Origin of the sequence: Pseudonocardia sp. Ae717_Ps2, from assembly GCF_001932475.1 — a bacterium.
Taxonomy (GTDB): Bacteria; Actinomycetota; Actinomycetes; order Mycobacteriales; family Pseudonocardiaceae; genus Pseudonocardia.
Genome location: NZ_MCIS01000001.1, coordinates 876,003 through 901,422 on the forward strand (window position 1 = coordinate 876,003; position 25,420 = coordinate 901,422).

28 protein-coding genes and 1 tRNA gene are annotated in these 25,420 nt (G+C 73.4%); 19 read left to right on the plus strand and 10 right to left on the minus strand.

Annotated elements, in window-relative coordinates:
* The first annotated feature begins 8 nt into the window (after window positions 1-8).
* From Ae717Ps2_RS04295 to Ae717Ps2_RS04305, 3 genes are all read left to right on the plus strand, one after another.
* A complete protein-coding gene (locus Ae717Ps2_RS04295; protein ID WP_075333060.1) occupies window positions 9-2,522 on the plus strand; it encodes an FAD-dependent oxidoreductase in 2,514 nt (837 codons plus the stop codon).
* 86 nt (window positions 2,523-2,608) lie between these two features.
* Window positions 2,609-3,229 (plus strand): cyclodeaminase/cyclohydrolase family protein, encoded by a 621-nt coding sequence (locus Ae717Ps2_RS04300; RefSeq protein ID WP_075307927.1) that lies wholly within the window; start codon window positions 2,609-2,611, stop codon window positions 3,227-3,229.
* On the plus strand, window positions 3,226-4,110 hold the full coding sequence (locus Ae717Ps2_RS04305; protein WP_075307925.1) for a bifunctional 5,10-methylenetetrahydrofolate dehydrogenase/5,10-methenyltetrahydrofolate cyclohydrolase: 885 nt from the start codon (window positions 3,226-3,228) through the stop codon (window positions 4,108-4,110). Before Ae717Ps2_RS04300 ends, Ae717Ps2_RS04305 begins: the two co-directional genes overlap by 4 nt.
* Before the next feature lie 6 nt (window positions 4,111-4,116).
* Here the strand turns inward: Ae717Ps2_RS04305 and Ae717Ps2_RS04310 are convergent, their stop codons facing one another.
* Window positions 4,117-4,782 (minus strand): GntR family transcriptional regulator, encoded by a 666-nt coding sequence (locus Ae717Ps2_RS04310; protein ID WP_075333061.1) that lies wholly within the window; start codon window positions 4,780-4,782, stop codon window positions 4,117-4,119.
* A 137-nt stretch (window positions 4,783-4,919) separates the two neighbouring features.
* Between Ae717Ps2_RS04310 and purU the strand changes: the two genes are divergently transcribed.
* Window positions 4,920-5,768: a formyltetrahydrofolate deformylase gene (gene purU, locus Ae717Ps2_RS04315; protein ID WP_020627394.1), complete on the plus strand. Its 849-nt coding sequence runs from the start codon at window positions 4,920-4,922 to the stop codon at window positions 5,766-5,768.
* Window positions 5,769-6,099: 331 nt separating this feature from the next.
* Here the strand turns inward: purU and Ae717Ps2_RS04320 are convergent, their stop codons facing one another.
* Window positions 6,100-7,248 (minus strand): aromatic ring-hydroxylating dioxygenase subunit alpha, encoded by a 1,149-nt coding sequence (locus Ae717Ps2_RS04320; RefSeq protein ID WP_075307923.1) that lies wholly within the window; start codon window positions 7,246-7,248, stop codon window positions 6,100-6,102.
* Between the two features lie 734 nt (window positions 7,249-7,982).
* On the opposite strand from Ae717Ps2_RS04320, the gene Ae717Ps2_RS04325 reads away from it, so the two are divergent.
* The gene (locus tag Ae717Ps2_RS04325) at window positions 7,983-9,815 is read left to right on the plus strand and encodes a BCCT family transporter (protein ID WP_083702260.1); all 1,833 of its coding nucleotides are present in this window, start codon (window positions 7,983-7,985) and stop codon (window positions 9,813-9,815) included.
* Between the two features lie 57 nt (window positions 9,816-9,872).
* Here Ae717Ps2_RS04325 and Ae717Ps2_RS04330 read toward each other — a convergent pair whose 3' ends face one another.
* Entirely contained in the window at window positions 9,873-10,448 is a 576-nt protein-coding gene (locus Ae717Ps2_RS04330; RefSeq protein WP_043281671.1) for an isochorismatase family protein, read from the minus strand.
* A 3-nt stretch (window positions 10,449-10,451) separates the two neighbouring features.
* On the minus strand, window positions 10,452-11,738 hold the full coding sequence (locus Ae717Ps2_RS04335) for a nicotinate phosphoribosyltransferase (RefSeq protein ID WP_075333062.1): 1,287 nt from the start codon (window positions 11,736-11,738) through the stop codon (window positions 10,452-10,454).
* A 150-nt stretch (window positions 11,739-11,888) separates the two neighbouring features.
* On the opposite strand from Ae717Ps2_RS04335, the gene clpS reads away from it, so the two are divergent.
* Both clpS and Ae717Ps2_RS04345 read left to right on the plus strand, forming a co-directional pair.
* Window positions 11,889-12,197, plus strand: a complete 309-nt coding sequence (gene clpS, locus Ae717Ps2_RS04340; RefSeq protein WP_060710877.1) for an ATP-dependent Clp protease adapter ClpS — start codon at window positions 11,889-11,891, stop codon at window positions 12,195-12,197.
* A 2-nt stretch (window positions 12,198-12,199) separates the two neighbouring features.
* Entirely contained in the window at window positions 12,200-12,751 is a 552-nt protein-coding gene (locus tag Ae717Ps2_RS04345) for a DUF2017 domain-containing protein (protein ID WP_075307921.1), read from the plus strand.
* A 19-nt stretch (window positions 12,752-12,770) separates the two neighbouring features.
* Here the strand turns inward: Ae717Ps2_RS04345 and Ae717Ps2_RS04350 are convergent, their stop codons facing one another.
* Window positions 12,771-14,456, minus strand: coding sequence for a bifunctional UDP-sugar hydrolase/5'-nucleotidase (locus Ae717Ps2_RS04350; RefSeq protein ID WP_233147438.1), 1,686 nt, complete (start codon window positions 14,454-14,456; stop codon window positions 12,771-12,773).
* A gap of 134 nt (window positions 14,457-14,590) precedes the next feature.
* Here Ae717Ps2_RS04350 and Ae717Ps2_RS04355 point away from each other — a divergent pair, with 134 nt between their 5' ends.
* From Ae717Ps2_RS04355 to Ae717Ps2_RS04400, 10 genes are all read left to right on the plus strand, one after another.
* Complete coding sequence (locus Ae717Ps2_RS04355) at window positions 14,591-15,085, plus strand: Mov34/MPN/PAD-1 family protein (RefSeq protein WP_075312262.1); 495 nt, start codon at window positions 14,591-14,593, stop codon at window positions 15,083-15,085.
* A 115-nt stretch (window positions 15,086-15,200) separates the two neighbouring features.
* Window positions 15,201-15,476, plus strand: a complete 276-nt coding sequence (locus tag Ae717Ps2_RS04360) for a MoaD/ThiS family protein (RefSeq protein ID WP_043278539.1) — start codon at window positions 15,201-15,203, stop codon at window positions 15,474-15,476.
* Window positions 15,477-15,538: 62 nt separating this feature from the next.
* Window positions 15,539-16,486: a PLP-dependent cysteine synthase family protein gene (locus Ae717Ps2_RS04365; protein WP_020624070.1), complete on the plus strand. Its 948-nt coding sequence runs from the start codon at window positions 15,539-15,541 to the stop codon at window positions 16,484-16,486.
* Between the two features lie 49 nt (window positions 16,487-16,535).
* Window positions 16,536-17,132 carry a rhomboid family intramembrane serine protease gene (locus tag Ae717Ps2_RS04370; protein ID WP_075312260.1) on the plus strand — a complete coding sequence of 199 codons (597 nt, stop codon included), beginning with the start codon at window positions 16,536-16,538 and terminating at the stop codon, window positions 17,130-17,132.
* Window positions 17,133-17,135: 3 nt separating this feature from the next.
* Complete coding sequence (gene murI, locus Ae717Ps2_RS04375; RefSeq protein ID WP_020624067.1) at window positions 17,136-17,966, plus strand: glutamate racemase; 831 nt, start codon at window positions 17,136-17,138, stop codon at window positions 17,964-17,966.
* A gap of 81 nt (window positions 17,967-18,047) precedes the next feature.
* Entirely contained in the window at window positions 18,048-18,422 is a 375-nt protein-coding gene (locus tag Ae717Ps2_RS04380; RefSeq protein WP_043278538.1) for a hypothetical protein, read from the plus strand.
* The gene (locus tag Ae717Ps2_RS04385; protein WP_020624065.1) at window positions 18,415-18,831 is read left to right on the plus strand and encodes a hypothetical protein; all 417 of its coding nucleotides are present in this window, start codon (window positions 18,415-18,417) and stop codon (window positions 18,829-18,831) included. The genes Ae717Ps2_RS04380 and Ae717Ps2_RS04385 overlap by 8 nt, the downstream gene beginning before the upstream one ends.
* Before the next feature lie 8 nt (window positions 18,832-18,839).
* Window positions 18,840-19,625, plus strand: a complete 786-nt coding sequence (locus Ae717Ps2_RS04390; protein ID WP_020624064.1) for an MBL fold metallo-hydrolase — start codon at window positions 18,840-18,842, stop codon at window positions 19,623-19,625.
* Window positions 19,626-19,647: 22 nt separating this feature from the next.
* A complete protein-coding gene (rph, locus tag Ae717Ps2_RS04395; RefSeq protein WP_255407888.1) occupies window positions 19,648-20,448 on the plus strand; it encodes a ribonuclease PH in 801 nt (266 codons plus the stop codon).
* The gene (locus Ae717Ps2_RS04400; protein WP_075333063.1) at window positions 20,445-21,158 is read left to right on the plus strand and encodes a non-canonical purine NTP pyrophosphatase; all 714 of its coding nucleotides are present in this window, start codon (window positions 20,445-20,447) and stop codon (window positions 21,156-21,158) included. The genes rph and Ae717Ps2_RS04400 overlap by 4 nt, the downstream gene beginning before the upstream one ends.
* A gap of 3 nt (window positions 21,159-21,161) precedes the next feature.
* On the opposite strand, the gene Ae717Ps2_RS04405 is transcribed toward Ae717Ps2_RS04400, so the two are convergent.
* The gene (locus Ae717Ps2_RS04405) at window positions 21,162-21,560 is read right to left on the minus strand and encodes a carboxymuconolactone decarboxylase family protein (RefSeq protein WP_020624061.1); all 399 of its coding nucleotides are present in this window, start codon (window positions 21,558-21,560) and stop codon (window positions 21,162-21,164) included.
* Between the two features lie 129 nt (window positions 21,561-21,689).
* Between Ae717Ps2_RS04405 and Ae717Ps2_RS04410 the strand changes: the two genes are divergently transcribed.
* Window positions 21,690-22,403, plus strand: coding sequence for a TVP38/TMEM64 family protein (locus Ae717Ps2_RS04410; protein ID WP_075312258.1), 714 nt, complete (start codon window positions 21,690-21,692; stop codon window positions 22,401-22,403).
* Window positions 22,404-22,421: 18 nt separating this feature from the next.
* On the opposite strand, the gene Ae717Ps2_RS04415 is transcribed toward Ae717Ps2_RS04410, so the two are convergent.
* The 3 genes from Ae717Ps2_RS04415 to bcp all read right to left on the minus strand — a co-directional run bounded on the left by Ae717Ps2_RS04415 (window position 22,422) and on the right by bcp (window position 23,648).
* Window positions 22,422-22,495, minus strand: a tRNA-Leu gene (locus Ae717Ps2_RS04415).
* The gene (locus tag Ae717Ps2_RS04420; RefSeq protein ID WP_075307917.1) at window positions 22,495-23,145 is read right to left on the minus strand and encodes an HNH endonuclease; all 651 of its coding nucleotides are present in this window, start codon (window positions 23,143-23,145) and stop codon (window positions 22,495-22,497) included. Before Ae717Ps2_RS04420 ends, Ae717Ps2_RS04415 begins: the two co-directional genes overlap by 1 nt.
* Before the next feature lie 35 nt (window positions 23,146-23,180).
* The gene (bcp, locus tag Ae717Ps2_RS04425; protein WP_060714385.1) at window positions 23,181-23,648 is read right to left on the minus strand and encodes a thioredoxin-dependent thiol peroxidase; all 468 of its coding nucleotides are present in this window, start codon (window positions 23,646-23,648) and stop codon (window positions 23,181-23,183) included.
* A 275-nt stretch (window positions 23,649-23,923) separates the two neighbouring features.
* On the opposite strand from bcp, the gene Ae717Ps2_RS04430 reads away from it, so the two are divergent.
* Window positions 23,924-24,145, plus strand: coding sequence for a DUF3618 domain-containing protein (locus Ae717Ps2_RS04430; RefSeq protein WP_043278533.1), 222 nt, complete (start codon window positions 23,924-23,926; stop codon window positions 24,143-24,145).
* Window positions 24,146-24,198: 53 nt separating this feature from the next.
* Here the strand turns inward: Ae717Ps2_RS04430 and Ae717Ps2_RS04435 are convergent, their stop codons facing one another.
* Entirely contained in the window at window positions 24,199-25,416 is a 1,218-nt protein-coding gene (locus Ae717Ps2_RS04435) for an NAD(P)/FAD-dependent oxidoreductase (protein ID WP_020624057.1), read from the minus strand.
* Window positions 25,417-25,420 lie beyond the last annotated feature (4 nt).

Here is a 25,420-nt window from a genome sequence, read left to right on the forward strand (position 1 = left end):
AGACCACCATGACCCCCCGTGTCGTCATCATCGGAGCCGGGATCGTCGGGGCGAACCTGGCCGACGAGCTCACCACCCGCGGCTGGACCGACGTCACCGTCCTGGACCAGGGGCCGCTGCCCCTGACCGGCGGTTCCACCTCGCACGCCCCCGGCCTGGTCTTCCAGACCACCGGGTCGAAGACCATGACCGCGTTCGCCACCTACACCGTCGAGAAGCTCCTCGGTCTCGACGACGGCACCACCGCGGACGGCTGGTGCTTCAACCAGGTCGGCGGCCTGGAGGTCGCGACCACCCCGGAGCGGCTCGCCGACCTGCACCGCAAGCAGGGCTGGGCGATCTCCCGCGGTGTGCCGGCCGCGGTCGTCGACGCGGCCGAGTGCGCGCGGCTGCACCCGCTGCTCGACCCCGACCAGGTCCTCGGCGGCCTGCACACCCCCACCGACGGCCTGGCCAAGGCCGCCCGCGCCGTCGTCGCGCTGGCCCGGCGGGCCGAGTCCCGCGGCGCGGTCTTCCGCGGCTCGGTGCGGGTCACCGGCATCGCGCAGTCCGGCGGCCGGGTCACCGGCGTCGAGACCGCCGACGGCGAGACCGTCCCCGCCGACATCGTGGTGTCCTGCGCCGGGTTCTGGGGCCGCGAGCTCGGGAAGCTCGTCGGCATGCGGGTGCCGCTGCTGCCGCTGGCGCACCAGTACGCCCGCACCACCCAGGTCGAGCAGCTCGTCGGCCGCAACGGTGCCGATGCGCGCTCCGCCGGGGCTCCGCACGGTGAGTTCGTCGAGGCGCGGCTGCCCATCCTGCGCCACCAGGACGCCGACCTCTACTACCGCGAGCACAACGACTGCCTCGGCATCGGCTCCTACGCCCACCGCCCGATGCCGGTGTCGATCTCCGAGCTGCCCGAGGTCGGCGACGGCGAGGTCGGCGAGCGCACCCAGCCCTCGATGCTGCCCTTCACCGAGGAGGACTTCGCGCGGCAGTGGGAGCAGAGCCAGCAGCTGCTGCCCGGTCTACAGCGCTCGAAGATCGAGCACGGGTTCAACGGCGTCTTCTCCTTCACCCCCGACGGCGGCCCGCTGATCGGGGAGTCGCCCGACGTCGCCGGTTTCTGGGTCGCCGAGGCCGTGTGGGTCACGCACTCCTCCGGCGTCGCCCGCTCGGTCGCGCAGCTGCTCGTCGACGGCCGCAGCGAGCTCGACCTGCACGGCTGCGACGTCAACCGGTTCGACGAGGTCGAGACCACCGACGCCTACGTCGACGAGACCTCCCAGCAGAACTTCGTCGAGATCTACGACGTGCTGCACCCGCTGCAGCCCAAGCTGTCCCCGCGCGGCATCCGGACCAGCCCGTTCCACGACCGGCAGCGGGAGCTGGGCGCGTTCTTCCTGGAGTCCCACGCCTGGGAGCGCCCGCACTGGTACGAGGCCAACGCCGCCCTGGCCAAGGACATGCCGCCGCAGTGGCGCGCCCCGTCCCGCGACGCCTGGTCGGCGATGTTCCACTCGCCGGTCGTCGCGGTCGAGGCCTGGAAGACCCGCACCGCGGTCGCGATGTACGACATGACCCCGCTGACCCGCCTGGAGGTCTCCGGGCCGGGGGCGTGCGCGTTCCTGGAGGGCCTGACCACCGGCAAGATGGACAAGTCCGTCGGCGCCGTCACCTACACCCTGATGCTGGACGAGGCGGGCGGCGTCCGGTCCGACCTCACCGTCGCCCGTCTCGGCGAGCAGCTGTTCCAGGTCGGCGCGAACTCCCACCTCGACCTCGACCACCTGCGCCGCGCCCTGCCCGACGACCACTCGGTGGCCGTCCGTGACATCACCGGCGGCACCTGCTGCATCGGCGTGTGGGGGCCGCTGGCCCGCGACCTGGTCCAGCCGCTGTCGGGCGAGGACTTCTCCCACGAAGGCCTGAAGTACTTCCGCGCGATGTCCGCGCACATCGCCGGGATCCCGGTGACCGCGATGCGGCTGTCCTACGTCGGCGAGCTCGGCTGGGAGATCTACACCAGCGCCGAGTACGGCCGGAAGCTGTGGGACGTGCTCTACGAGGCCGGGCGCCCGCTCGGTGTGGTCGCGGCCGGGCGCGCGGCGTTCAACAGCCTGCGCCTGGAGAAGGGCTACCGCTCCTGGGGTGCGGACATGTCCACCGAGCACAACCCCTACGAGGCCGGGCTCGGCTTCGCGGTCCGCCCGCACACCAAGGGCGACTTCGTCGGCCGCGAGGCCGTCGAGAAGATCGACCCGGACGCCGTCACCCGCAGGCTGACCTGCCTCACGGTCGACGACGGCCGCAGCGTCGTCCTCGGCCACGAGGCGGTGCTGGTCGACGGCGAGCCCGCCGGCTACGTCACCTCCGCGGCCTACGGCTACACCCTGGGCACCCCGATCGCCTACGCCTGGCTGCCCGCCGGGCTGCCGGTGGGGGCGACGGTCGAGATCCAGTACTTCGACCGCCGGATCCGTGCCTCGGTCGCGGCCGAGCCGCTGTTCGACCCGGAGATGAGCCGCATCCGGCGCTGACCCGGTGGGGCGGGGGCGGCCCGACCGGCCGCCCCCGCCTCCGCACCCGACGACGCACCGTCGCTCCGCCGCACGGAAGGACCCCCATGCGTTCCGACACCCTCGACCGGTTCCTCTGGGACCTGGCCGCCCGCGTCCCCGCCCCCGGCGGCGGCGCGACGGCCGGCCTGCACCTCGCCCAGGCCGCGGCCCTGCTCGGCATGGTCGCCCGCTACACCGACGGCGAGCGCTACGCCGAGCACGCCGAGACGGTCCTCGACGTCCGCAACCGGGCCGACGCACTGCGCATCACCGGCCTCGGCCTCGCCGAGGACGACGCCCGCGCGTTCGGCGCGGTCGGCGCGGCCTACAAGCTCCCGCGCGACACGGACGAGGCGAAGCAGGTCCGCAGCGCGGCGATCGCCGCCGCGACGGTCGAGGCGGGACGGATTCCCGCACAGGTCATCCGCGCCGCCGAGCAGGTGGTCGACCTCGCCGAGCGGCTGCGGCCGATCGGCAACCCCAACGTGATCAGCGACGTGGGCGCGGCGGCCGACGCCGCACGGGCCGCGGCGAGCACCGCCCGGCTCAACGTCGAGATCAACCTGGCGGGCCTCACCGACCCGCAGGCGCGCACCGAGCTGTCCGCGGCGCTGACCGGCGTCGACGACCTGCTGCGCCGGGCCGACAAGGTGACCGACGACGTCCGGGAGCAGATCCGCCGATGACCCCGCCACCCACCACCCGGCCGGCCCCCCACCCCGACCACGTCGTCCTCGACGGCACCGCGCGCGCCCGCGAGCTGCGCCAGGGGGTGCAGGCCGAGGCCGCCGCGCTCACTGTCCTCGGCGTCGTGCCGCGGCTGGCCGTCGTCGTCGCCACCGCCGACGAGGGCGCGGGCTGGTACGTCCGCTCGCTGTCCGGGGCCGCCCGCCGGGTCGGCGTCGAGTGCGAGGTCCTCGACCTCGGCCCGGACGCCGACGCCGAGTCCATCACCGCCACCCTGGCCCGGCTGAGCAGCGACGACACCGTGCACGGCATAATCCTGCAGACCCCGCTGCCCGACGGTGTGCGGGTCGAGGAGCTGGCCGCGTCGATCGTCCCGGAGAAGGACGTCGACGGCGCCAACCCGCTCTCGGCCGGCCGGCTCGCCGCGGGCCTGCCCGCCTACCCGCCGGCCACCGCGGCCGCGGTGCTCGAGCTGCTCGACCACCACGGCGTCGAGCTGGCCGGGCGCAGCGCCGTGGTCGTGGGGCGCTCGCTGGTCGTCGGCAAGCCGACCGCCCAGCTGCTCCTGCAACGCGACGCGACGGTCGGCATCTGCCACCGCCACACCAAGGAGCTCGCCGAGCACACCCGCACCGCGGACGTGCTCGTGGTCGCGGTCGGGCGGATCGGGCTGATCCGCGCCGAGCACGTCGCCGAGGGCGCGGTCGTCGTCGACGTGGGGACGAACACCGCCCCCGACGGCAGCCTGGTCGGCGACGTCGACGCCGCCGACGTCGCGACCCGCGCCGGTGCGCTCACGCCGGTGCCCGGCGGCGTCGGACCGGTGACGACGGCCCTGCTGCTGGCACACACCGTCCGCTCGGCACGCGCCCACGTCTGAGCCGGGTCAGACGACCTCGCGGACCGCCTTCTCGAACCCGATGACGTGCGCGCGGGCCCGGTCGGCCGCCTCGTCGGCCTGCTGCCCCGCGATGGCCCGCAGCAGGCCCGAGTGCTCGCCGACGTGCTGGTCGAAGTGCGTCATCCGGTCCAGGAACAGGCAGAAGATCCGGGTCGCCAGGTTGTCGTAGCGGATCAGGGTGTCCTCGAGGTGCGGGTTGGCCGCTGCCTCGTAGATCGTCCGGTGGACGTGCAGGTCCCAGCGCATCAGCGCGTCGCGGTCCAGGGTGCGCACGTCGATCCGGTCGATGGTGTCGGCCAGCTCGGCGAGGTCGGCCCGGGTCGTGGGGCCGGCGTACTCGGCCGCGCGGCGCGCCGCGAGCGGCTCCAGCTGCACCCGGATCTCGGAGATGTAGGCCAGGTCGGTGATGTCGACCCCGGTCGCGAACGTGCCCCGCCGTGGGTAGGAGACGACCAGCCGGTCGATCTCCAGGCGCTTGAGGGCCTCCCGCACCGGTGTGCGACCGACATCGAGGGACTTCGCGAGGGCGACGTCGTCGATCGCGGTCATCGGCGGGATGTCGAGCATGATCAGCCGGTCCCGGATCACCGTGTACGCCTTGTCGGCGAGCGAGGTGTACTCCGGCTCGGCGTCGTCGGGCAGTGCGGTCACCGTCGCATGTTAACCCGTCATGTGTGCGTAACAGTTCTCGGACATGCCCACACCTCTTGACTATGACTGATATATCAATGCACCATCCAGGGGTCCGTGGTCGCCGCGGACCGCGTCCGACCCGAGGAGAGGCCGCCGTGTCCCGTTCCTTCATCCTGACCCTGAGCTGCCCGAACCGCACCGGCATCGTGCGCGCGGTCAGCGCCTTCCTGTTCGAGCACGGCTGCGACATCGGCGAGTACCAGCAGTTCGACGACCCGCTGCGCGGCCGGCTGCACCTGCGCACCCAGGTCGGGGCGGAGCACGAGGTGGACCTCGACGTGATCAGCCGGGACTTCGAGGCGGTCGCGGCCGAGTTCGGCATGAGCTTCACCTTCCACGACGGCGCCCCCGCCCGGATCCTGGTCATGGTCTCCAAGCTGGGGCACTGCCTCAACGACCTGATCTTCCGGTGGCGGGCCGGCAGCCTGGGCGCCGACATCGTCGCGGTCGTGTCCAACCACCCCGACCTGCGCCCGATGGCCGAGGCCGCCGGGCTGCCGTTCGTGCACGTCCCGGTGACCGCCGAGACCAAGCCCGACGCCGAGGCCCGGCTGCTGTCGCTCGTCGACGAGTTCGACGCCGAGCTGGTCGTGCTCGCCCGCTACATGCAGGTGCTCTCCGACGAGACGTGCAAGGCGCTCGAGGGCCGTGCCATCAACATCCACCACTCGTTCCTGCCCGGTTTCAAGGGTGCCCGCCCGTACCACCAGGCCTACGAGCGCGGCGTGAAGCAGGTCGGCGCCACCGCCCACTACGTCACCCCCGACCTCGACGAGGGCCCGATCATCGAGCAGGAGGTGATCCGGATCGACCACTCCTACGACCCGAAGGCCCTGCAGATGGTCGGCCGCGACGCCGAGGCGCTGGCCCTGTCCCGCGCGGTCCGCTGGCACTGTGAGCGCCGGGTCCTGCTCACCGGCGGCAGCACGGTCGTCTTCCGGTAGCGCCGCGGCGGCTCTCCCACGGCCCCGTCCCCGCACCGCGGGGGCGGGGCCGTTCCGCGTCCGGTGGCCGCCCTGCTGCCCGGCCGCTGTCCCGCTTGCTCAGCTGCGGTCCCGCCCGCGGGGGCACGGCGTGGCACCTCCCCGCGTCCCGCCGCACCCCTCGCGTGGGGTGCGGGGGGGTGGTGACGGGGTGCCACGGCACCCCTCCGTGCCGGCCTGATCCGGTCGGGCCCGGGGGCATGCGCGAACGCCCCGCGCCGGCGGGGCCGGGCGGGGCGTTCGTCGTGGTGCGGGGAGTGCGGTGAGGCGCGGTGCGGTGCGGTGCGGGGGATCAGCCCACCCGGTCGCGCACCCAGTCGTGGAACTCGCCGATGTGGTGCTCGCTCGGCACGAGCACGCCCCCCTTCTCGTAGGAGCGCGAGTCCATCGCGAGCTGGCAGCGCTCGCAGGCGTCGAAGTCCTGCACGTTGACCCGGTGGAACAGCTCCACCGAGCGGTCGATGTCGGCGCCGGAGTCGACGACCTCGGGGAGGTAGAGCCAGTCGCAGACGACCAGGGTGCGCTCGGGGGTCAGCGGGAACATGCGGTGGAACACGACGTGGTCGGGGACCAGGTTGATGAACACCGAGGGCCGCACCGTGATGGCGTAGTAGCGGCGGTCCTGCTCCTGGGTGATGCTCGGGATCCGGGCGAGCCCCTCGGAGCCGTCGACGGTGAAGCCCTTGATCTCCTCGCCGAACTCGGCGCCGTGCCCGACGAAGTACTGGGCGGCCAGGCCGTCGGCGAACTCCGGCAGCACCTCGGTGAGCTCGGGGTGGATCGTCGCGCAGTGGTAGCACTCCATGAAGTTCTCGACGATCTGCTTCCAGTTCGCCTTGACGTCGTAGGAGATGCGCCGGCCGAGCTTCAGGTTCTCGACGTCGTAGCCCACGATCGCGTCCGGCGAGCCGAGCCGGGTGGTGACGTCGCCGATCACGGTCTCGGTGAACGACGGCGGCTCCTCGGCCAGGCTCAGCCACACGTAGCCCAGCCACTCGCGGACGTGCACGGTGTGCAGGCCGTACTCGACCTTGTCGACGTCGGGCATCGAGTTGAGGTTCGGCGCCGCGATGAGCTTGCCGTCCAGGCCGTAGGTCCAGGCGTGGTACGGACACTGGAACGAGCGCCTGACCTCGCCCTTCTCCTCCGTGCACAGCCGCGCGCCGCGGTGTCGGCAGACGTTGAGGTAGGCCCGTACGGAGTTGTCCCTGGCCCGCGTGACGATCACGCTCTCACGTCCGATCTGGACGGTCTCGAACGCGCCGGGCTTGTCCAGGTCCGCGGCCAGCACCGCGCAGAACCACGTCTTGTGGAAGATGTTGTCCTGCTCGGCCCGGAAGATCGCGGGGTCGGTGTAGTAGTGGCCGGCGAGGGTCTCTCGCAGGCTGTCCGGGAGGCTCTGCCCCTCGGTGGTGGGGTTCGACAACTCGCCGGTCGTCATGGCGGTACTCCTCGTGGGCGACGGTCGGTGTGGGGCGGCTGGCGGGTCTGGGGCGAGATCGGGCGCGCCGGCGGGGGTCGCCCTCGCGGGTCGAGCTCGGGACCGGTGCGACGGCATCGGTTCGTTACGGAGGCCGGCGCCGCGGGACCGGGGGCCCGTGCGACGACCGGGCGCCGGAGGCGGCCGGCGTGCGGTCGCGGCAGAACCGTTGCGGCACAGCGGATCACCTCCTGCAGTGGGGTTGGGCGCGATGACGACGACGGCGATCGGGGCCGCGGTAACACACGAGAAACACCGAAACTGTTGCGTAACAAGCAACGAGTCGCTCAATACGCACCACGATGGGAGCGCGTCGCCCTGGTCGGTGTCAAGGGGCTGCAACGGTGGTGTTCGTGCAGGCCCGAGGCGTGGGCCGGTCGCCGCGGGTCGGGCATCGGAACTGCTGGGGGCACGGTGGCGACTCCGGTGTCCTCGGGCTCCGGGCGACGGATCGGGTCTTGACCGCCGCTCCGGCCGCATCATAACGTGCACAGATATATTAATCGAGTATCTGAGGGGGAGCAGGTGGTGCCGAGTCCCGGCCGACCGCCGCCCGACCGTCGCCCGTCCCCGGGTCGGCGGCACCCGCTGCCCGTCCACCCGTCGCGCCGGTGATCCCGGCCGCGGATCCGCACGACCCCACGGAGCGGCGCACGTACCGCACTTTCCCCGCACCGGACAGAGGTGGAGACGTCATGACGCAGGTCGATCCCCGGTCGTGTACCGAGGACCCCGGAGCACCACCGGAACGCCCCCGCACGGACCGGACGGTCTTCGGGATCGGTGCCGCGTTGGCGCTGCTGTTCGTCGTCTGGGGGGTCGCGGCGCCGGAGAGCCTGCGCACGACCGCGTCCACGATGATCGGGGCGCTGATGCGTGGCGGTGGCTGGGGCTTCATCCTCGCCGCGACCGCCTTCGTCGCCTTCGCACTGTTCCTGGCCTTCAGCCGGTTCGGACGCGTCAAGCTCGGCGCCGACGACGAGGAACCCGAGTTCCGCACGGTCTCCTGGATCGCCATGATGTTCTCCGCCGGCATGGGCATCGGACTGATGTTCTTCGGCGTGAACGAGCCGCTGACCTTCTTCCGGTCACCGCCCCCCGGCTCCGCCGAGCCCGGCACCGTCGACGCGCTGCAGACCTCGATGGCGACCTCGCTGTTCCACTGGACGCTGCACCCGTGGGCGATCTACGCCGTCGTCGGCCTCGCCATCGCCTACTCCACCTTCCGCAAGGGCCGCCGGCAGCTCATCAGCCAGGCCTTCGTCCCGCTGATCGGCCGCAAGGCCGCCGAGGGCTCCATCGGCCGGGCCATCGACATCCTCGCGATCTTCGCGACGCTGTTCGGCTCCGCCGCCTCCCTCGGCCTGGGCGCCTTCCAGATCGGCGGCGGCATGCAGACCGTCGGCTGGGTCGACGGCCCGGTGAGCCCCTGGCTGCTCGCCGCGATCATCGTCGTCCTGACCGCCGCGTTCATCCTCTCCGCCGTCTCCGGCGTCGAGAAGGGCATCCAGTGGCTGTCCAACACCAACATGGTGCTGGCGGCGGTGCTCGCGTTCTTCGTGTTCGTCGTCGGCCCGACGGTGATCATCCTCGACCTGATCCCGACCTCGATCGGCGCCTACTTCTCCCAGTTCTTCGAGATGGTCGGGCGCACCGAGGCCGTCGGCGGCGAGCCGATGCTCGAATGGCTCTCCGGCTGGACGATCTTCTACTGGGCGTGGTGGATCTCCTGGACGCCGTTCGTCGGCATGTTCCTGGCCCGGATCTCGCGCGGGCGCACCATCCGCGAGTTCGTCGGCGGGGTCATCCTCGCACCCAGCCTGGTCTCGCTGGTCTGGTTCTGCATCTTCGGCGGCACCGCCATCACCCAGGCCCAGCAGGGCACACAGTTCTCCGACGACTCCAACGTCCAGCTGTTCCAGGTACTCGGCGCCTACCCGTGGGCGACCGTCACCGGCCTGCTCGTCATGGTCCTGGTCGCCATCTTCTTCGTCTCCGGCGCCGACGCCGCGTCGATCGTCATGGGCACCCTGTCCCAGCGCGGCACCATCGAGCCCAGCAAGTGGGTGGTCGTCTTCTGGGGCGCCGCGATGGGCGCGGTCGCGGTGCTGATGCTGCTCACCGGGGGCGAGGACGCACTGTCGGGCATCCAGAACCTCACGATCCTGGTCGCGGCACCGTTCGTGGTGATCATGGTGCTGCTGTGCGTGGCCCTGCACCGCGACGTCCGCCGTGACCGGGTCATCCTGCGCGCGGTCAAGAGCGCCGAGGTGATGGAGCAGGCCGTCGACTGGGCGACCGACAACCACGGCGACGACTTCTACGTGAAGGTCGGCTCCTTCGCCAAGGACGACGGGGCCACCGACGCGGACCCCGGGGGAGCGGCCGTCCCGGTCGCGGCGGTCGACCCGCTGAGCGTCCCGGCGGACCCGCAGCGCCCCGACCGCGACGCGGCTCCGGCGGACGGCGACGCCACCCCGGTGGACGGCGACCGGGCTGCCCAGGTCACGACGGTCGAGCGCCACTGAGAGATTGGCACTGAGACATCGGCACCGGCCGGGACGCGCTCCCGGCCGGTGCCGGGCTCAGGCCGTGCGGAGCTCCACGCCGGCCTCGGCCAGCTCGGCCAGCGCCCGCTCCGTCGTCTCCGGGGAGACCCCCGCGCAGTGGTGCAGCAGCACCGTCGTCGCGAGTCCGAGCCGTGCGGCGTCGAGCGCGGTCGCCCGGACGCAGTGGTCGGTCGCCAGGCCGACGACGTCGACCTCGGTCACCCCGCGCCCGCCCAGCCAGTCGCCCAGCGGCTCGCCCGACTCGTTGGCGCTCGCGCCCTCGAAGCCCGAGTAGGCAGCGGTGTAGGCGCCCTTGTCGAAGACGCACTCGATCGGTGCGACGTCCAGCGCCGGGTGGAACGACGCGCCCGGCGTCCCCGCGCGGCAGTGCGGCGGCCAGGAGTCGACGAAGTCCGGGGTGTCGGAGAAGTGCGGCCCCGGGTCCACGTGCACGTCCCGGGTGGCGACGACGTGGTCGTAGGCCGTGCCGTCCCGGCCGCCGGTCGCGAGCGGCCCGATGCCGGCGGCGACGGCGGCCCCACCGGCCACCGCGAGGGCGCCGCCCTCGCAGAAGTCGTTCTGGACGTCGACGACGATCAACGCTCGGGCCATGGCTCAGCTCCCGGTGAGGAAGGTGGTCGGGATCGCGGGCTCGCCGCGGGACAGTTTCAGCCCCTCCCACGGTACGGCGATCAGTGCCGTCCGCAGCCGCTCCCGGGCGGACTCCAGACCGGTGACGGAGTCGTCGGCGACGACCTCGCCGCCCCGTACCAGCGGCTCCGGCAGCACCCGGTCGTGCGGGCCGGGGGCCGGATCGGTGCCGTAGGGGTACACGACCTCCTCGACCGCGGTGCCGGTCGGCTTGAACCGCCGCAGCGCCGCCTTGCGCCCGCCGCGGGACTCCTTCGCGCTCGACCGCTTGGACACCGGGCGCCCGTCGACCTCGACGAGCTTGTAGACCATCCCGGCCGTCGGTGAGCCCGACCCGGTGACCAGGGAGGTCCCCACGCCGTAGGAGTCGACCGGCTCGGCGCGCAGCGAGGCGATCGCGTACTCGTCGAGATCGCCGGACAGCACGATCCGGGTCCCGGTGGCACCGAGCGCGTCGAGCTGGTCGCGGGCCTGGCGGGCCAGTACGCCGAGGTCCCCGGAGTCGATGCGGACCGCACCCAGCCCGGGGCCGGCGGCCGCGACGGCGTGTGAGATGCCGCGGCGGATGTCGTAGGTGTCGACGAGCAGCGTGGTGTCGGTGCCCAGGGCGGCGACCTGGCTGGCGAAGGCGGACGGCTCGTCGTCGTGCAGCAGGACCCAGGCGTGCGCGGCCGTGCCCGCGGTCGGGATGCCGTGCCGGGCGCCGGCGGCGAGGTTCGACGTCGTCGCGAAGCCCGCCAGGTAGGCGGCCCGGGCGGAGGCCACGGCGGCCTCCTCGTGGGTGCGCCGCGAGCCCATCTCGATCAGCGGCCGCCCGGCCGCCGCGGTCACCATCCGCGCCGCGGCCGAGGCGATCGCGCTGTCGTGGTTGTAGATCGACAGCGCGAGGGTCTCGAGGATCACCGCGTCGGCGAAGGTGCCGGTCACGGTGAGGACGGGGGAGCCGGGGAAGTACAGCTCGCCCTCCGGGTAGCCGTCGACGTCGCCGGAGAAGCGGTAGTCGCGGAGCCGGTCCAGGGTCGCGGAGTCGACGACCGGGGTGAGGAACTCCAGGTCGGCGTCGGAGAAGCGGAAGCGCGACAGCGCCTCCAGCAGCCGCCCCGTCCCGGCGACGACGCCGTAGCGGCGCCCGTCGGGGAGGCGGCGCGCGAACAGCTCGAAGACGCAGTGCCGTTCGGCGGTGCCGTCGGCGAGGGCCGCCGCCACCATCGTCAGCTCGTAGCGGTCGGTCAGCAGGGCCGTGCCGGTCATGGTCGGGAGCCTACGGCCGCGCCCGCCGCCGCGGTCGGGGCCGCGCTGGTCGGTGCCGGAGCGGTCGGGCCGGGGCCGGTGTCGTGGCCGGTGTCGGGGGCTGTGCGGTCGGGCCGGGACCGTCGTCCCGGCTGTGCCACCATGGGGCGCATGTCCGCGCCGTCACCAGCGCCGTCCCCGGCGCCCACCGAGCAGGTCACGCCCGACCTGGACGAGTCCGCCGGCCCCGACACGCCGTGGCAGGCCATCGTCTGGAACGACCCGGTCAACCTCATGTCGTACGTGACCTACGTGCTGCAGAAGGTGTTCCACTACCCCGAGGCGAAGGCCACCGCGTTGATGCTCGACGTGCACCACAAGGGACGCGCCGCCGTGTCGGCCGGTGACAAGGACACCGTGGAGGGGCACGTCGCCCAGCTCCACGCGGCCGGCCTGTGGGCCACCATGCAGCGGGCCTGAGGGTGAACGGCTGGAAGCGCAGCGGCCGCGGTGACCGCGTCCGCTACACGTCCGGGTTCTCCGGCGAGGAGGCCGTCGTCCTGCGGGGGCTGTTCACCGAGATCCGCCAGATGCTCGCCGGTCGCGCCGAGCTCGCGTCCACCGACGAGCTCGCCGAGCTCACCGGCATCCGCACCGGCCCGACGTCGCGGCCGACCGACCGGGTGCTGGCCCGGCTGCTGCCGGACTTCACCACCGAGGACTCCGACCTCGCCGGCGGGATGCGCTCGCTGCACGAGCCGTCGCTGATCGAGGCCAAGGACGCCGCCGCGGCGACCGTGCTGGACACCCTGCCCGAAGCGGGCGGACGGCTGGAGCTCACCGAGGCCCAGGTCGACGCCTGGCTGGCCGCCCTCAACGACGTGCGGCTCGCGCTCGGCACCGCCCTCGACGTCAGCGAGGACATGCCCGAGCAGCTGCCCGACGACGACCCGAGGGCCCAGCACCTGGGCGTCTACCACTGGCTGACCTACGTGCAGGACTCCCTGGTCCGGGTTCGCGTCCGGGGGCTCTGACCCGACGGGCCGGGCCCCGTCACCGCCGCACGATCCGGTCGGTGGACGGCGGGGTCAATCCCGGGTTCGCGCCCAGGTACGCGACAAACGCGTCGAGGTCCACCGGCCCGCCGATGAGCTCGGTCCCGGCGGTGAAGGTGTCGAAGCCGTCGCCGCCCGCGGACAGGAAGTTGTTCGTCGCGACCCGGTAGCGGCCGCCGTCGGTGACCGGGACACCGCCGATCGCGATGTCGCCCACCTGGTTCCCCGTCACCGTGTAGCGCAGGTTCGACGAGCTCTGCAGCACCGTCGGGCCGTCCTCGACGGTGAACTGCTGGTCGAGCACCGCCCGCAGCTGGGCACCGGTGAGCGTCATCGTCTGCAGGATGTTGCCGAACGGCTGCACGGTGTAGGCCTGCCCGTAGGCGACCCGGCCGCCCGCGTCGGGCACCAGGTCCGCGCGCACCCCGCCGGGGTTGGTCAGCGCGATCTGCGCGCCGTCGCCGCGGGAGGCGGCGAGCTGGGCGTCGGCGATCACCGTGCCGAGGGGGGACAGCCCGGTCGGCCCGGCCGTGCGCAGCAGCGGCCTGGCCACCGTCCCGACCGGACGCTCGGCCAGCGGCCGCGACTGCGCGACCGCACGGTCGACGACCTCGGCCACGCCCGGGTCGGGTGTGACGTCGCGGGTGACGACCTCGTTGCGGGCCGTCGTCGCGCCGCGGTCCACGTCGCCGTCGCCGGTCAGGGCCAGGTCGACCACCGACAGCAGCCTGCCGAACGACAGGCCCTGCACGAACGGCCGGGGGTTCCCGGCCGGGTCGGTCGCCGAGCACAGGTACTGCTGGTGGGTGTGCGCGGAGAACACCGCGTCGACGTCGGCGGACACCGCGGCCGCGATCCGCGACGCCGGCCCGCCGGGCTCGATCGCACAGGCGTCCGGGCCGCCGTCACCGGTCGTCTCGTCGCCCTGGTGCAGCAGCAGCACCTGCGCCCGCACCCCCTGCGCGGTCAGCCCGCGCGACGCCGCGTCGACCGCGGCGACCTCGTCGCCGACGGCCAGGCCGCGGATGCCGTCGGGGGAGACCAGGTCGGGCAGCTCGGACAGGGTGGCGCCGATGACACCGATCCGGGTCCCGCCCGCCTCCACCACCGTCGACGCGGCGAGCGCCGGCCGCCTGGAGCCGTCGGTCACGTTGGCGGACAGGATCGGGAAGGACGCGCCGTCGTAGGACGGGGTGAAGCGGCAGCCGTCGGTCGGGTGGCAGCCGCCGTGCTGCAACCGGCGCAGCTCGGCGATGCCCTCGTCGAACTCGTGGTTGCCCGCGACGGACGCGGCGACACCCATCCGCTCCAGCACCTCGACGGTCGGCTCGTCGTGGAACAGCGCCGACGCCAGCGGGGACGCGCCGACGTTGTCGCCGGTGGACAGCACCACGCTCGCCGGAGCCTGTGCCCGCAGCGCCGCGACGTGCGCGGCGAGGAACGCGGCACCCCCGGCCTCGACCTGCGCGCCGGCGTCGTCGGTCACCCGGCCCGAGGATCCCGAGGGCGGTTCCAGGTTGCCGTGCAGGTCGTTGAGCGCGATGAGCCGCACCGTGCCGGGGCCGGGGGCACCCGGGGCGGAACGGCCGGAGAGCGTCACCGCCTCGACGGTGACCCCCACCGCCAGGACGACGGCGAGCAGGGCGGCGAGGACGATTCCGACACGGCGACCGGGGGAGGACACGCAGGGCAGTATGGAGGCACCGCCGACCGCCGGGCCGTGGCCGGGATCACAGACCGTGGTGTTGAGTGCGTGAACGCCGGGTGCGGGCCCGGCGGGTGTTCGGTCCCGCCGCCGGGGCCGCGTATCCTCACGTCGTGCTCGTCCTCCGGTCCGACCTCCTCGATGCGATCGTCGCGCACGCCCGCCGGGACTTCCCGGTCGAGTCGTGTGGGCAGCTCGTCGGTCCCGAGACCGGTGAGCACCCCGAGCGCTACGTGCCGATGACCAACGCCGACGAGGTGGCGAGCGACTTCGCCTTCTCCCCGGCCGAGGACATCCGCCTGGAGCGCGAGCTGGACGCGTCCGGTGAGCGCCGCATGCTCGTCGTCCACTCCCACACGCGGCTGCCGCGGCGCCCGGTGGCGCACACCGGCTTGCCCGAGGCCTACCCGTCGCCCAAGGACGTCGCCCAGATGGAGTGGACCCCCGACCAGCACTGGCTGATCGTGGGCCTCGCCACCGCCGACGCCGAGCCCGAGGTGCGCTCCTACCACCTCGCCGACGGCGAGGTCGTGGAGGACGAGCTGGCGGTCGTGGAGTCCTACATGTTCTCCCACACCGGCTCCGACGACGTCCCCGACCGGGCCTGATCGACCCTCTCGCGCACCCGCGCCGGAGGTCGCGCGGGAATGTCGCCGTACTCCGGCCGCGTTGCCGCGTGCAGAAGTCCACGCCAGAGCGACCCCACCAGGAGTGATCACCGACATGGCCGTCTCCGTGTCCGTCCCCACCATCCTTCGCACCCACACCGGCGGCGAGAAGACCGTCGAGGCGAAGGGCGACACCGTCTCCGCGGTCATCGACGACCTGGAGTCGCGGCACAGCGGCATCAAGGACCGTCTGATCACCGACGGCAAGCTGCACCGCTTCGTCAACATCTACGTCGACGACGAGGACATCCGTTTCGCCGGCGGCCTGGAGGCCCCGGTCAAGGAGTCCTCGACGTTCACGATCCTCCCGGCCGTGGCCGGCGGTCGCTGAGCCCCACCGGAGATCGGTGCCGGGCGGCCCGCCCGCCCGGCACCGGCGCGTGAGGAGATCCCGTGCGTTACGACTCGCTGCTGCACGCCGTCGGCGACACCCCGCTCGTCGGGCTGCCGTCCCTGTCGCCGTCGGAGGACGTGCGGCTGTGGGCGAAGCTGGAGGACCGCAACCCCACCGGCTCGATCAAGGACCGGCCCGCGCTGGCCATGATCGAGGACGCCGAGAAGCAGGGGCTGCTCACGCCCGGCTGCACGATCCTGGAGCCCACCTCGGGCAACACCGGCATCTCGCTGGCGATGGCCGCGAAGCTCAAGGGCTACGAGATCATCTGCGTGATGCCGGAGAACACCTCCGAGGAGCGTCGCCAGCTGCTGGCGATGTACGGCGCGCAGATCATCTCCTCGCCGGCGGCCGGCGGGTCGAACCAGGCCGTCGCCCTCGCCAAGCAGCTGGCGTCCGAGCACCCGGACTGGGTGATGCTCTACCAGTACGGCAACCCGGCCAACACCGACGCGCACTACCGCGGCACCGGCCCGGAGATCCTGCGCGACCTGCCGTCGATCACCCACTTCGTCGCCGGGCTCGGCACTACCGGCACCCTCGTCGGCGCCGGGCGCTACCTGCGTGAGCAGAAGCCCGACGTGCAGGTCGTCGCGGCCGAGCCCCGCTACGGCGAGCTCGTCTACGGCCTGCGGAACCTGTCGGAGGGCTTCGTCCCGGAGCTCTACGACGAGACCGTGCTGACCGGTCGCTTCTCGGTCGGTTCCTACGACGCGCTGCGCCGCACCCGCCAGCTGGTGGAGCAGGAGGGCATCTTCGCCGGGATCTCCTCCGGCGCGATCCTGCACGCCGCCCTCGGCGTCGCGAACAAGGCGCTCGACGCCGGTCAGCGCGCCGACGTCGTGATGATCGTCTGTGACGGCGGATGGAAGTACCTGTCCACCGGCGCCTACTCCGGTGACCTGGGCACCGCCGCGCAGGGCATCGACGGGCACCTCTGGGCCTGAACCGGTCACAACGGGCATAGCGGGCGGGCGCGCCGGTACCGTGGACGGCATGACCGCACCCCCGGACGGCCGCCCCGCCCGTGTGCTGCCGCCCGCGCCGGTGCGCGCGGCGGTGATCATGCTGGTGTTCACCGCCGCGCTGTACGTCTTCGAGGCCGTCGACCAGGCGTCGGGCGGCATGGTCCAGTTCGCCGCCGCGATCTACCCGCGCAGCACCGAGGGCCTCGTCGGGATCCTCACCGCACCTCTGCTGCACGACGACTGGGCGCATCTCGCCGCCAACAGCCTGCCGTTCCTGATCTTCGGGTTCCTCGCGATGTCCGGCGGCATCGTGCAGTGGTTCGCGGTCACCGCGACGATCTGGCTGGTCAGCGGGCTGGGGGTGTGGCTGACCTCGCCCGCGGCCGTGATCGGGGCGTCCGGGATCGTGTTCGGCTGGTTCCTGTTCCTGCTCGTCCGCGGCTTCTACGCCCGCAACGGCAGGCAGATCCTGCTCGCCGTCGTGCTGTTCCTGTTCTACGGCTCCATCCTCTGGGGTGTGCTGCCCTCGGACCCGTCGGTGTCCTGGCAGGGCCACCTGTTCGGCGCGGTCGGCGGCGTGCTCGCCGCCTACTGGGTGTCCCGGGCCGACCGCCTACCCTCCTAGGGTGTGAGCGACGCACCCGGGCTCGACGCCCCGATCGGCATCTTCGACTCCGGGGTCGGCGGTCTGACCGTCGCCCGCTCGGTCATCGACCTGCTGCCCGCCGAGCAGATCGTCTACGTCGGCGACACCGCGCACAGCCCGTACGGGCCGCGCCGGCTCGCCGACATCCGGCGCCTCGCACTCGGCATCGGCGACGAGCTGGTCGACTCCGGGGTCAAGGCGCTGGTCATCGCCTGCAACTCGGCCTCGGCGGCGTGCCTGGCCGACTTCCGCGAGCGCTACCCGGTGCCGGTGGTCGAGGTCGTCCGCCCGGCCGTGCGTCGCGCCGTCGCCACCACCCGCAACGGCCGGATCGGTGTCATCGGCACCGCCGCGACGATCGCCTCGGGCGCCTACGCCGACGCCTTCGACGCCGCCCCCGACACCGAGATCACCTCGGTCGCCTGCCCCCGGTTCGTCGACTTCGTCGAGCGCGGCACCACCAGCGGCCGCCAGGTCCTCGGCGTCGCCCAGGGCTACCTGGAGCCGCTCCAGCGCGCCGGGGTCGACACCGTCGTCCTGGGCTGCACCCACTACCCGCTGCTGTCCGGGGTGCTGGAGATCGTCCTCGGCCCGGACGTGACGCTCGTGTCCTCGGCCGACGAGACCGCCCGCACCCTGGTCCGGACCCTGCACGCGCACGACCTGCTGCGCGACGACACCGCCCCGCCCGCACCGCACCGCTTCCTCGCCACCGGTGACCCGGAGCCCTTCGCCCGCCTGGGCCGCCGGTTCCTGGGCCCGGAGATCGGGTCGGTCGTGGGCCGCGCGGGTGCCGCGCTCCCGTCCGCCTGACGGCCGGGGGTGTGGATGCCCACCGGCCACGACGGTGGGTCCGGCGCCGTGTCGGAGGGGCGCGGGGGTAGCGTTCCCGCCGTGATCGGAACGCTCGTCCTGGTGATCACTGTGGCGCTCTCGGCCACCGCGCTGTTCGGGCTGGTCACGACGGCGCTGAACCGGCCCCCGAGCCGGGTGCACGCCGTCGCCGTCGGCGTCTGTGTGGCGCTCATCGTCGTGCAGGCCGCGATCGCGGCGTACCGGGTCCTGCTCGGCGGGGTCACCCTGCCCGAACAGTCGACCTTCCTCATCTACCTCGCCGTCGCGGTCTGCGTCCCGGTGATCGCGCTGCAGTTCGCCACCGCCGAGCCGAGCCGCTGGGGTGGGGCCGTGATCGCCGTCGGCGCGATCGGGACGCTCGTCGCCGTGCTGCGCCTGCAGGGCCTGTGGATCCCGGGGGTGCCCGGTGCCTGAGCCGCACGCCCCCGGGCCCCGCGCCACCGCCACCGGCCCCGGTCGCATCCTCATCGCCGTCTACGGCATCTTCGCGCTCTCGGCCTCGGCGCGGGCCGGCGTGCAGATCGCCGAACGCTTCGGCGAGGCACCGCTGGCGTACTCGCTGTCCGCGCTCGCCGGGTTCGTCTACATCCTGGCCACCGTCGGGCTGGCGGGCACCGGGCCCGGCTTCCGCCGTCTCGCCTGGTCCGCCGTGGTGTTCGAGCTCGTCGGCGTGCTCGGGGTCGGCGCGTTCACCACCTTCGTCCCCGCCGACTTCCCCCGCGAGACGGTCTGGTCGCACTTCGGCGCCGGCTACGGCTTCGTCCCGCTCGTCCTGCCGTTCGTCGGACTCTGGTGGCTGCGGCGCACCTCACGAACGGGTTAGGGTCGCGCATGCGGCTGATCGTTCTCGGGTGCTCCGGCAGCGGCCCCGGACCCGAGTCCCCGGCATCGGGCTACCTCGTCGAGGCCGGGTCGACCCGCCTCACCCTCGACCTCGGCAACGGCACCCTCGGCGCACTGCAGCGGCACGCCGACCCGTTCTCCCTCGACGCCGCGGTGTTCAGCCACCTGCATCCCGACCACTGCGCGGACTTCCCGTCGCTGGCGGTGCACCGTCGCTACCATCCCCGGCCCCCGTTCGACGCGACCGCGCGGAAGCTGCCCGTGCACGCCCCGGCCGGTGCGCACGCCCGCTTCGCCCGTGCCGACGCCGTCACCGAGGCCGACTACGCCCGCACCGACCTCACCGACGTCTTCTCCTTCCACGACCTCGTGGCGGGGGAGCCGTTCACCGTCGGCGCCGGCGACGACGTCGTCACCGTCACCGCGTACGAGGTCGTGCACGTCTGCCCCGCCTGGGCGCTGCGCCTCGAGCACCGCGGCCGGGTGCTGACCTACTCCGGGGACACCGCCGCCTGCCCCGGACTCGTCGAGGCCGCCCGCGACGCCGACCTGCTGCTCTGCGAGGCCAGCTGGCCGCACGCCGAGGCCGGACCGCCCGGGGTGCACCTGTCCGGACGGGAGGCGGGCGAGCACGCCGCGGCCGCCGGCGCCCGACGCCTGGTCGTCACCCACGTCCCGGCTTGGTTCGACCGCGAGTCCCTCGGCGCCGAGGCCAAGGCGGCCTTCGGCGGAACCGTCGAGCTCGCCCGGCCCGACGCGGTGTTCGAGGTCTGAACCGGCTTCCTACGATGGTCGGGTGACACGAACCGAGGGCAGGGCCGACGGCCGGGCCGACGACGAGATGCGGCCGGTGACCATCACCCGGGGCTTCCAGAAGCACCCCGCGGGATCGGTGCTGGTGGAGTTCGGTGACACGAAGGTGCTGTGCGCCGCCAGCGTCACCGACGGGGTACCGCGCTGGCGCAAGGGATCCGGCCTCGGCTGGGTCACCGCCGAGTACGCGATGCTGCCCTCGGCCACCGACACCCGCTCGTCGCGAGAGTCGGTGAAGGGCCGGATCGGCGGCCGCACCCACGAGATCTCCCGGCTGATCGGCCGGTCCCTGCGTGCCTGCATCGACCTGCGCGCGCTCGGCGAGAACACGATCGCGATCGACTGCGACGTCCTGCAGGCCGACGGCGGCACCCGCACCGCGGCGATCACCGGCGCCTACGTGGCCCTGTGCGACGCCGTCACCTGGCTCGGGGAGCAGGGCAAGCTGTCCGACCCCAAGCCGATCTCCTGCCAGGTCGCCGCGGTGTCGGTCGGCGTCGTCGACGGCCGCGTCCGGCTCGACCTGCCCTACGAGGAGGACTCGCGGGCCGAGGTCGACACGAACGTCGTCGCCACCGAGACCGGGACGCTGATCGAGGTCCAGGGGACCGGCGAGGGCGCCACGTTCTCCCGCTCGACCCTCGACGCGATGCTCGACTCCGCGCTCGCCGGGATCGCCGAGCTGTCCCGCCTCCAGGTCGAGGTGCTCGCCGCGCCGCACCCGAAGATCGTCGCGCAGACCGCCCCCGCCGCCCCGGGCACCGCGGGGGAGGGCGACGCGTGAGGATCCTGCTCGCCACCCGCAACGCCAAGAAGCTCGTCGAGCTGCGCCGGATCACCGAGGCCGCGGGGCTCTCCGGGGTGGAGATCGTCGGGCTCGCCGACGTCCCCGAGTTCCCCGAGGCCCCCGAGACCGGCGCGACCTTCGCCGCGAACGCGCTCGCCAAGGCCCGCGACGCCGCCGCCGCGACCGGGCTGCCCGCGATCGCCGACGACTCGGGCATCACCGTCGACGCCCTCAACGGCATGCCGGGCATCTTCTCCGCCCGCTGGTCCGGCCGGCACGGCGACGACGCGGCCAACCTGGCGCTGCTGCTCGGACAGACCGCCGACGTCCCCGACGAGCGCCGCGGCGCCGCGTTCGTGTGCGCCGCCGCGCTCGTCACGCCCGAGGCGGTGGCCGGGCTCCGTGACACCGACGACACCGACGACACCGACGACACCGACAACGCCGACGGCCCCGATGCCACCGGCGGCCCCGACGCGGAGGAGTCCGTGCCCGGGCGCACCGTGGTGCACGGGACGTGGCGCGGCACCCTGCTGCGCGCCCCGCGCGGGGAGAACGGGTTCGGCTACGACCCGATCTTCGCCCCGGAGGGCGACACCCGCTCCTCGGCCGAGCTCAGCGCCGAGGAGAAGGACGCCGCCTCCCACCGCGGGACCGCGCTGCGCGCACTCGTCCCGCACCTGCAGGCGCTGCTCGCCCGCGACTGAGGTCTACTCGGGGGCGGGCTCGGCCAGGACGCGCTGCGCGATCCGGAACGCCGAGTTCGCCGCCGGGACCCCGCAGTAGATCGCGGTCTGCAGGATGATCTCGACGATCTCGTCGGTGGTCAGGCCGTTGCGCCGGGCCGCCCGTACGTGCAGCTCGAACTCCTCCCAGTGCCCGTGCGCGACCAGTGCGGTCAGCGTCACCGCCGAGCGCATCCGGCGCTCCAGCCCGGGACGGGTCCAGATCTCGTTCCACGCGTAGCGGGTGATCAGCTTCTGGAAGTCCGCGGTCGTGTCGTCGACGCGGCCCAGCGCCGCGTCGACGTAGTCCTGGCCGAGGACCTCGCGGCGCACGGCCAGCCCGTCGGCGTCCAGTTCGGCGGGATCGATACCCGAGTCGCTCATGGTCGGCAGCCTCTCACGGCCCATCCCCACGGCACGCCGGCCGAGGTCGCCCGACGACCGGCGGCGGGGACCGGCCGGTGCGGCGACGCGGCCGACGGCACCGGCGCGGGGCTCGGTACCGTGACGTCCGTGCGGTGGTGGCGGTTTCTGCTGGGCTGCCTCGGGCTGGTGCTCGCGGCCGCACTCGTCGTACTCGTGGCCCGGTCGCTGGGCCTGTCCGCGTTCCCCCGGTTCGGTGAGCTGCGCCGGGCCGTCGAGTCGGCAGGGCTCTGGGGCCCGGTCGTGTTCGTCCTGCTCCAGGTCGCGCTCAACGTCCCGCCCTTCCCCCGGACGGTGTTCACCGTGTCCGCCGGGGTGCTGTTCGGTGCCGTCGGCGGGGCCGCGCTGACCCTGTTCGCGACCGCACTGTCCGCGGTCGTGGCGTTCGCGCTCGTCCGTGCCACCGGCGGGGGGCTCGTCGCCCGCTACGCGCGCCACCCGCGCGCGGTGTGGGTGCGCCGCAGGCTCGACCACCACGGCGTGCTGGCGGTGACGTCGCTGCGGCTGATCCCGATGGTGCCGTTCGCGGTGCTCAACTACCTGTCCGGTCTGTCCCAGGTGCGGTTCTGGCCCTACCTGGTCGGCACCGTGATCGGGTCGGCGCCGAGCACCATCGCCGTCGTGGCCCTCGGCGACGCGGTGACCGGGCACGTGCCGCCCGCGCTGCTACTGGTGTCGGGGATCTGCGCGGTGCTCGGGCTCGGCGGGGTGCTGCTCGCCGCCCGCCGGCCGCTGCCCGACGAGCCCGAGGGCGTCGCGCCCGGGGGTGCCGGGCCGACCGGGACCGCGCCGCCCGCCGGGTGAGGCGGGCGACGCGACGCGTGCCGGCGGCGGGATTCGAACCCGCACTTGCACGGACCTAAACCGTGTCTCTCTGCCAGTTGGAGTACGCCGGCTAGTTCTTTCGGCCGCACCAGGTGTCGGTGAGGGCGTGGCAGTTCGCGCACAGGATACGAAGGTTCTCGAGCCGGTTGTCGGTGTGGTCGCCGTTGACGTGGTCGAGCTGGAGTGGGACGGGCCGTCCCCGCCACTCGGTCAGGCCACACTCCTCGCACCGGGCGGCCTTCAGCCCCTCCGCGACGAGCCGCCGGCGCAGGGTCGCGCTGCTGCGGTAGCTCGAGCCGCGGACCAGGATGTCCGCCAGCGGACGGGCCCGCCGCCCCGGGAAGGTCCGGCCCCGGGCCCAGGAACGGCCCGTGAAGTGCGTCGTGTCGAGCTCGAGCGCCCGGATGTGCGCGACCACCGCCCGGAACATCCCGCCGCTGGGCTCGTACCCGAGCCGCCGGAGCACGGCGTACACGCTGACCTCCGCCTCGACGGCCGCCCGCAGCGCCTCGTCGGTGTAGCGCCGGCGGTGGTTGCGGTGCCCGGGGTCGAGCGCCCCCGGGATGTGGCTCGCGTCCACGCCGGTCCGGGCGATGTGCGCCCGTAGCTGGTCGTACCGGCCGGGCCGGATCCCGAGGCGGTGGCACACCTCGCTCAGCCGCTGCGACGCCGCCACCGCGGCGACCAGCTCCTCGTCGGTCCACCGGCGGGCGCGGGGCACGCCCGCTCACCCCGCGCCCGCCGGCCGGGCCGGCATCAGACCTTCCAGTCCCGGCGGAGCTTCGCCACGTGCCCGGTCGCCTTCACGTTGTACTGCGCGTCGACGATCGTGCCGTCCTCGCCGACCAGGAAGGTCGACCGGATCACGCCGGTGACGGTCTTGCCGTAGAGCTTCTTCTCCCCGAAGGCGCCCCAGGCGGTGAGGACCTCGCGGTCGGGGTCGGACAGCAGCGGGAAGGTCAGCTTCTCGTTGTCGCGGAAGGTCGCGAGCTTGGCGGGCTTGTCCGGGGAGATGCCCAGCACGTCGATGCCCGCCTCGTTCAGCTCGGCGAGGTTGTCGCGGAAGTCGCAGGCCTCCTTCGTGCAGCCCGGGGTGCTCGCCGCCGGGTAGAAGTAGACGACGACCTTGCGGCCGCGGTAGTCGGCCAGGGAGACGGGCGTGCCGTCGGCGTCGTCGAGGGTGAAGTCGGGGGCGGGGTCGCCCGCCTGCAGCCGTGTGCTCATGTCGATCAGCGTGCCACCCGCCGGCCGCGGCGCCGCCACGAGTGTGGTGCCTGTGGACGTACCGGCCGGTTGTGGACGGATGCGACACCGACGACCGTCGGGCGCACCCGATCGGCGGCGCGCCGGTGGCCGGGCGCGCGGTCCGCCCCCGTCGGTGGCTACGGTGTGTCCCACGCCGCTCGCGGTGCCCGGACAGAGCTGTCGGGGCAGCGTCGGGCGCGAGCAGCAGGAGTCCCGGACGCGGACGCGTACCGGCCGAACCGGAGGTGGACGTGGTGGCCCGCGACCCCGAGAACATCCAGCGCGAGATCGAGAAGACCCGGGACGCGCTGGCCGAGAGTCTGGACGCCCTGGCGGACCGGGCGAACCCGAAGAACCTCATCGAGGGCGGCAAGGCGCAGCTCGCCGAGCGGCTCGCCGACCCGAAGGTCAAGTACTCGCTCATCGCGGTCGGCGCGCTGGTCGGACTGGCGATCGTCCGCTCGATCTTCCGCTAGACCGCCTGCACGTCACGCCCGGCCGGTGCACGAACCGGCCGGGCGTCGGTGTGTCAGGACAGCGAGTCGCGCAGCTCCAGCACCGCGGCGCGGTCGGCGCCCTCGGCCAGTGGACGGCGGTAGCGGGCGACGAGCCGGGCCGCGCCGAACCCGGCGACGGCGACGAGGTCGTCGCCGCGCAGGTAGCCGAGCACCGTGCCCTTCACCGGGCCGTCGCCGAGACCCTCGCCGTGCAACGGCAGCAGCGAGTCCGCGCGGTCCGGCCACCCCACGAGCTGGATCTTCATGCCGAACTGGTCGGACCAGAAGAACGGCACCGCGGCGGGCGGTAGGTCGGTGCCGGTGATGTCCGCGGCGACCGCGGCGGCCTGGTCGCTCGCCGAGGTCCAGTGCTCCAGCCGGGTGCGCTCGCCGGTGTCCGGGTCGGTCCAGGCGGCGGCGTCGCCCGCCGCCCACACCCCGGGCAGCCCGTCGACCCGGCCCCGGTGGTCGCACGGGATCCCGGCGGAGACGTCGACGCCGGTGGCCTCCAGCCAGCCCAGGTCGAGCATCCCTCCGACGCCGACGACGATCTCGTCGGCCGTCACCGTCGACCCGTCGGAGAGGGTGGCACCCGAGGACGTCAGCTCCGACACCGCCACCCCGGTGCGCAGGTCGACCCCGGCGTCGACCATCAGCCGGGCCACCACCGCACCGGCCTGCTCGCCCAGCAGCCGCGCCATCGGCACCGTGCCGGTCTCGACGACGGTGACAGCGACACCCCGGTCCCGGGCGGTGCTCGCCACCTCGGCCCCGATGAACCCGGCACCGACCACGAGCAGCGACGACGCCGAGGCGAGCGCGTCGCGCAGCCGTTCGGCCTCGTCGACGGCGCGCAGCAGGTGCGCGGAGTCCGGCTGGCCGTCGAGCAACCGGGAGGTGACCCCCACGGCGAGGACGACGGCGTCGGCGTGCAGCACGGTGCCGTCGTCGAGCTCGACCTCGGAGCCGTCGGCCGGGCCCTCACCGGGCCGCAGGGCGACCGCGGAGCGGCCGAGATGGGTGCGCGCGCCGAGCTCGGCGAGGTCCTCGGCGGTGCACAGGTCGATCTTGGTGCGTTCCCACGCCCCGGCGAGGAACTGCTTCGACAGCGGGGGGCGGTCGTAGGGGAGGTGCTCCTCGGCCCCCACCAGGCTGATCCGGCCCTCGTAGCCGTCCCGGCGCAGGTTCTCCACCGTCCGCAGCCCGGCCAGCCCTGCGCCGACCACCAGCACGTGTTCCGGCACGCTCATCTCC

Bases quoted from the DNA above. Each gene is read 5' to 3' on its own strand.
- bcp (WP_060714385.1), bottom strand. From the start codon at position 23,648: ATGAGCACACGGCTGCAGGCGGGCGACCCCGCCCCCGACTTCACCCTC.
- Ae717Ps2_RS04435 (WP_020624057.1), bottom strand. From the start codon at position 25,416: ATGAGCGTGCCGGAACACGTGCTGGTGGTCGGCGCAGGGCTGGCCGGG.
- clpS (WP_060710877.1), top strand. From the start codon at position 11,889: ATGTCCGCGCCGTCACCAGCGCCGTCCCCGGCGCCCACCGAGCAGGTC.
- Ae717Ps2_RS04295 (WP_075333060.1), top strand. From the start codon at position 9: ATGACCCCCCGTGTCGTCATCATCGGAGCCGGGATCGTCGGGGCGAAC.
- Ae717Ps2_RS04360 (WP_043278539.1), top strand. From the start codon at position 15,201: ATGGCCGTCTCCGTGTCCGTCCCCACCATCCTTCGCACCCACACCGGC.
- Ae717Ps2_RS04335 (WP_075333062.1), bottom strand. From the start codon at position 11,738: ATGACCGGCACGGCCCTGCTGACCGACCGCTACGAGCTGACGATGGTG.
- Ae717Ps2_RS04370 (WP_075312260.1), top strand. From the start codon at position 16,536: ATGACCGCACCCCCGGACGGCCGCCCCGCCCGTGTGCTGCCGCCCGCG.
- Ae717Ps2_RS04300 (WP_075307927.1), top strand. From the start codon at position 2,609: ATGCGTTCCGACACCCTCGACCGGTTCCTCTGGGACCTGGCCGCCCGC.
- Ae717Ps2_RS04325 (WP_083702260.1), top strand. From the start codon at position 7,983: ATGACGCAGGTCGATCCCCGGTCGTGTACCGAGGACCCCGGAGCACCA.
- Ae717Ps2_RS04405 (WP_020624061.1), bottom strand. From the start codon at position 21,560: ATGAGCGACTCGGGTATCGATCCCGCCGAACTGGACGCCGACGGGCTG.
- Ae717Ps2_RS04320 (WP_075307923.1), bottom strand. From the start codon at position 7,248: ATGACGACCGGCGAGTTGTCGAACCCCACCACCGAGGGGCAGAGCCTC.
- Ae717Ps2_RS04305 (WP_075307925.1), top strand. From the start codon at position 3,226: ATGACCCCGCCACCCACCACCCGGCCGGCCCCCCACCCCGACCACGTC.
- Ae717Ps2_RS04330 (WP_043281671.1), bottom strand. From the start codon at position 10,448: ATGGCCCGAGCGTTGATCGTCGTCGACGTCCAGAACGACTTCTGCGAG.
- Ae717Ps2_RS04390 (WP_020624064.1), top strand. From the start codon at position 18,840: ATGCGGCTGATCGTTCTCGGGTGCTCCGGCAGCGGCCCCGGACCCGAG.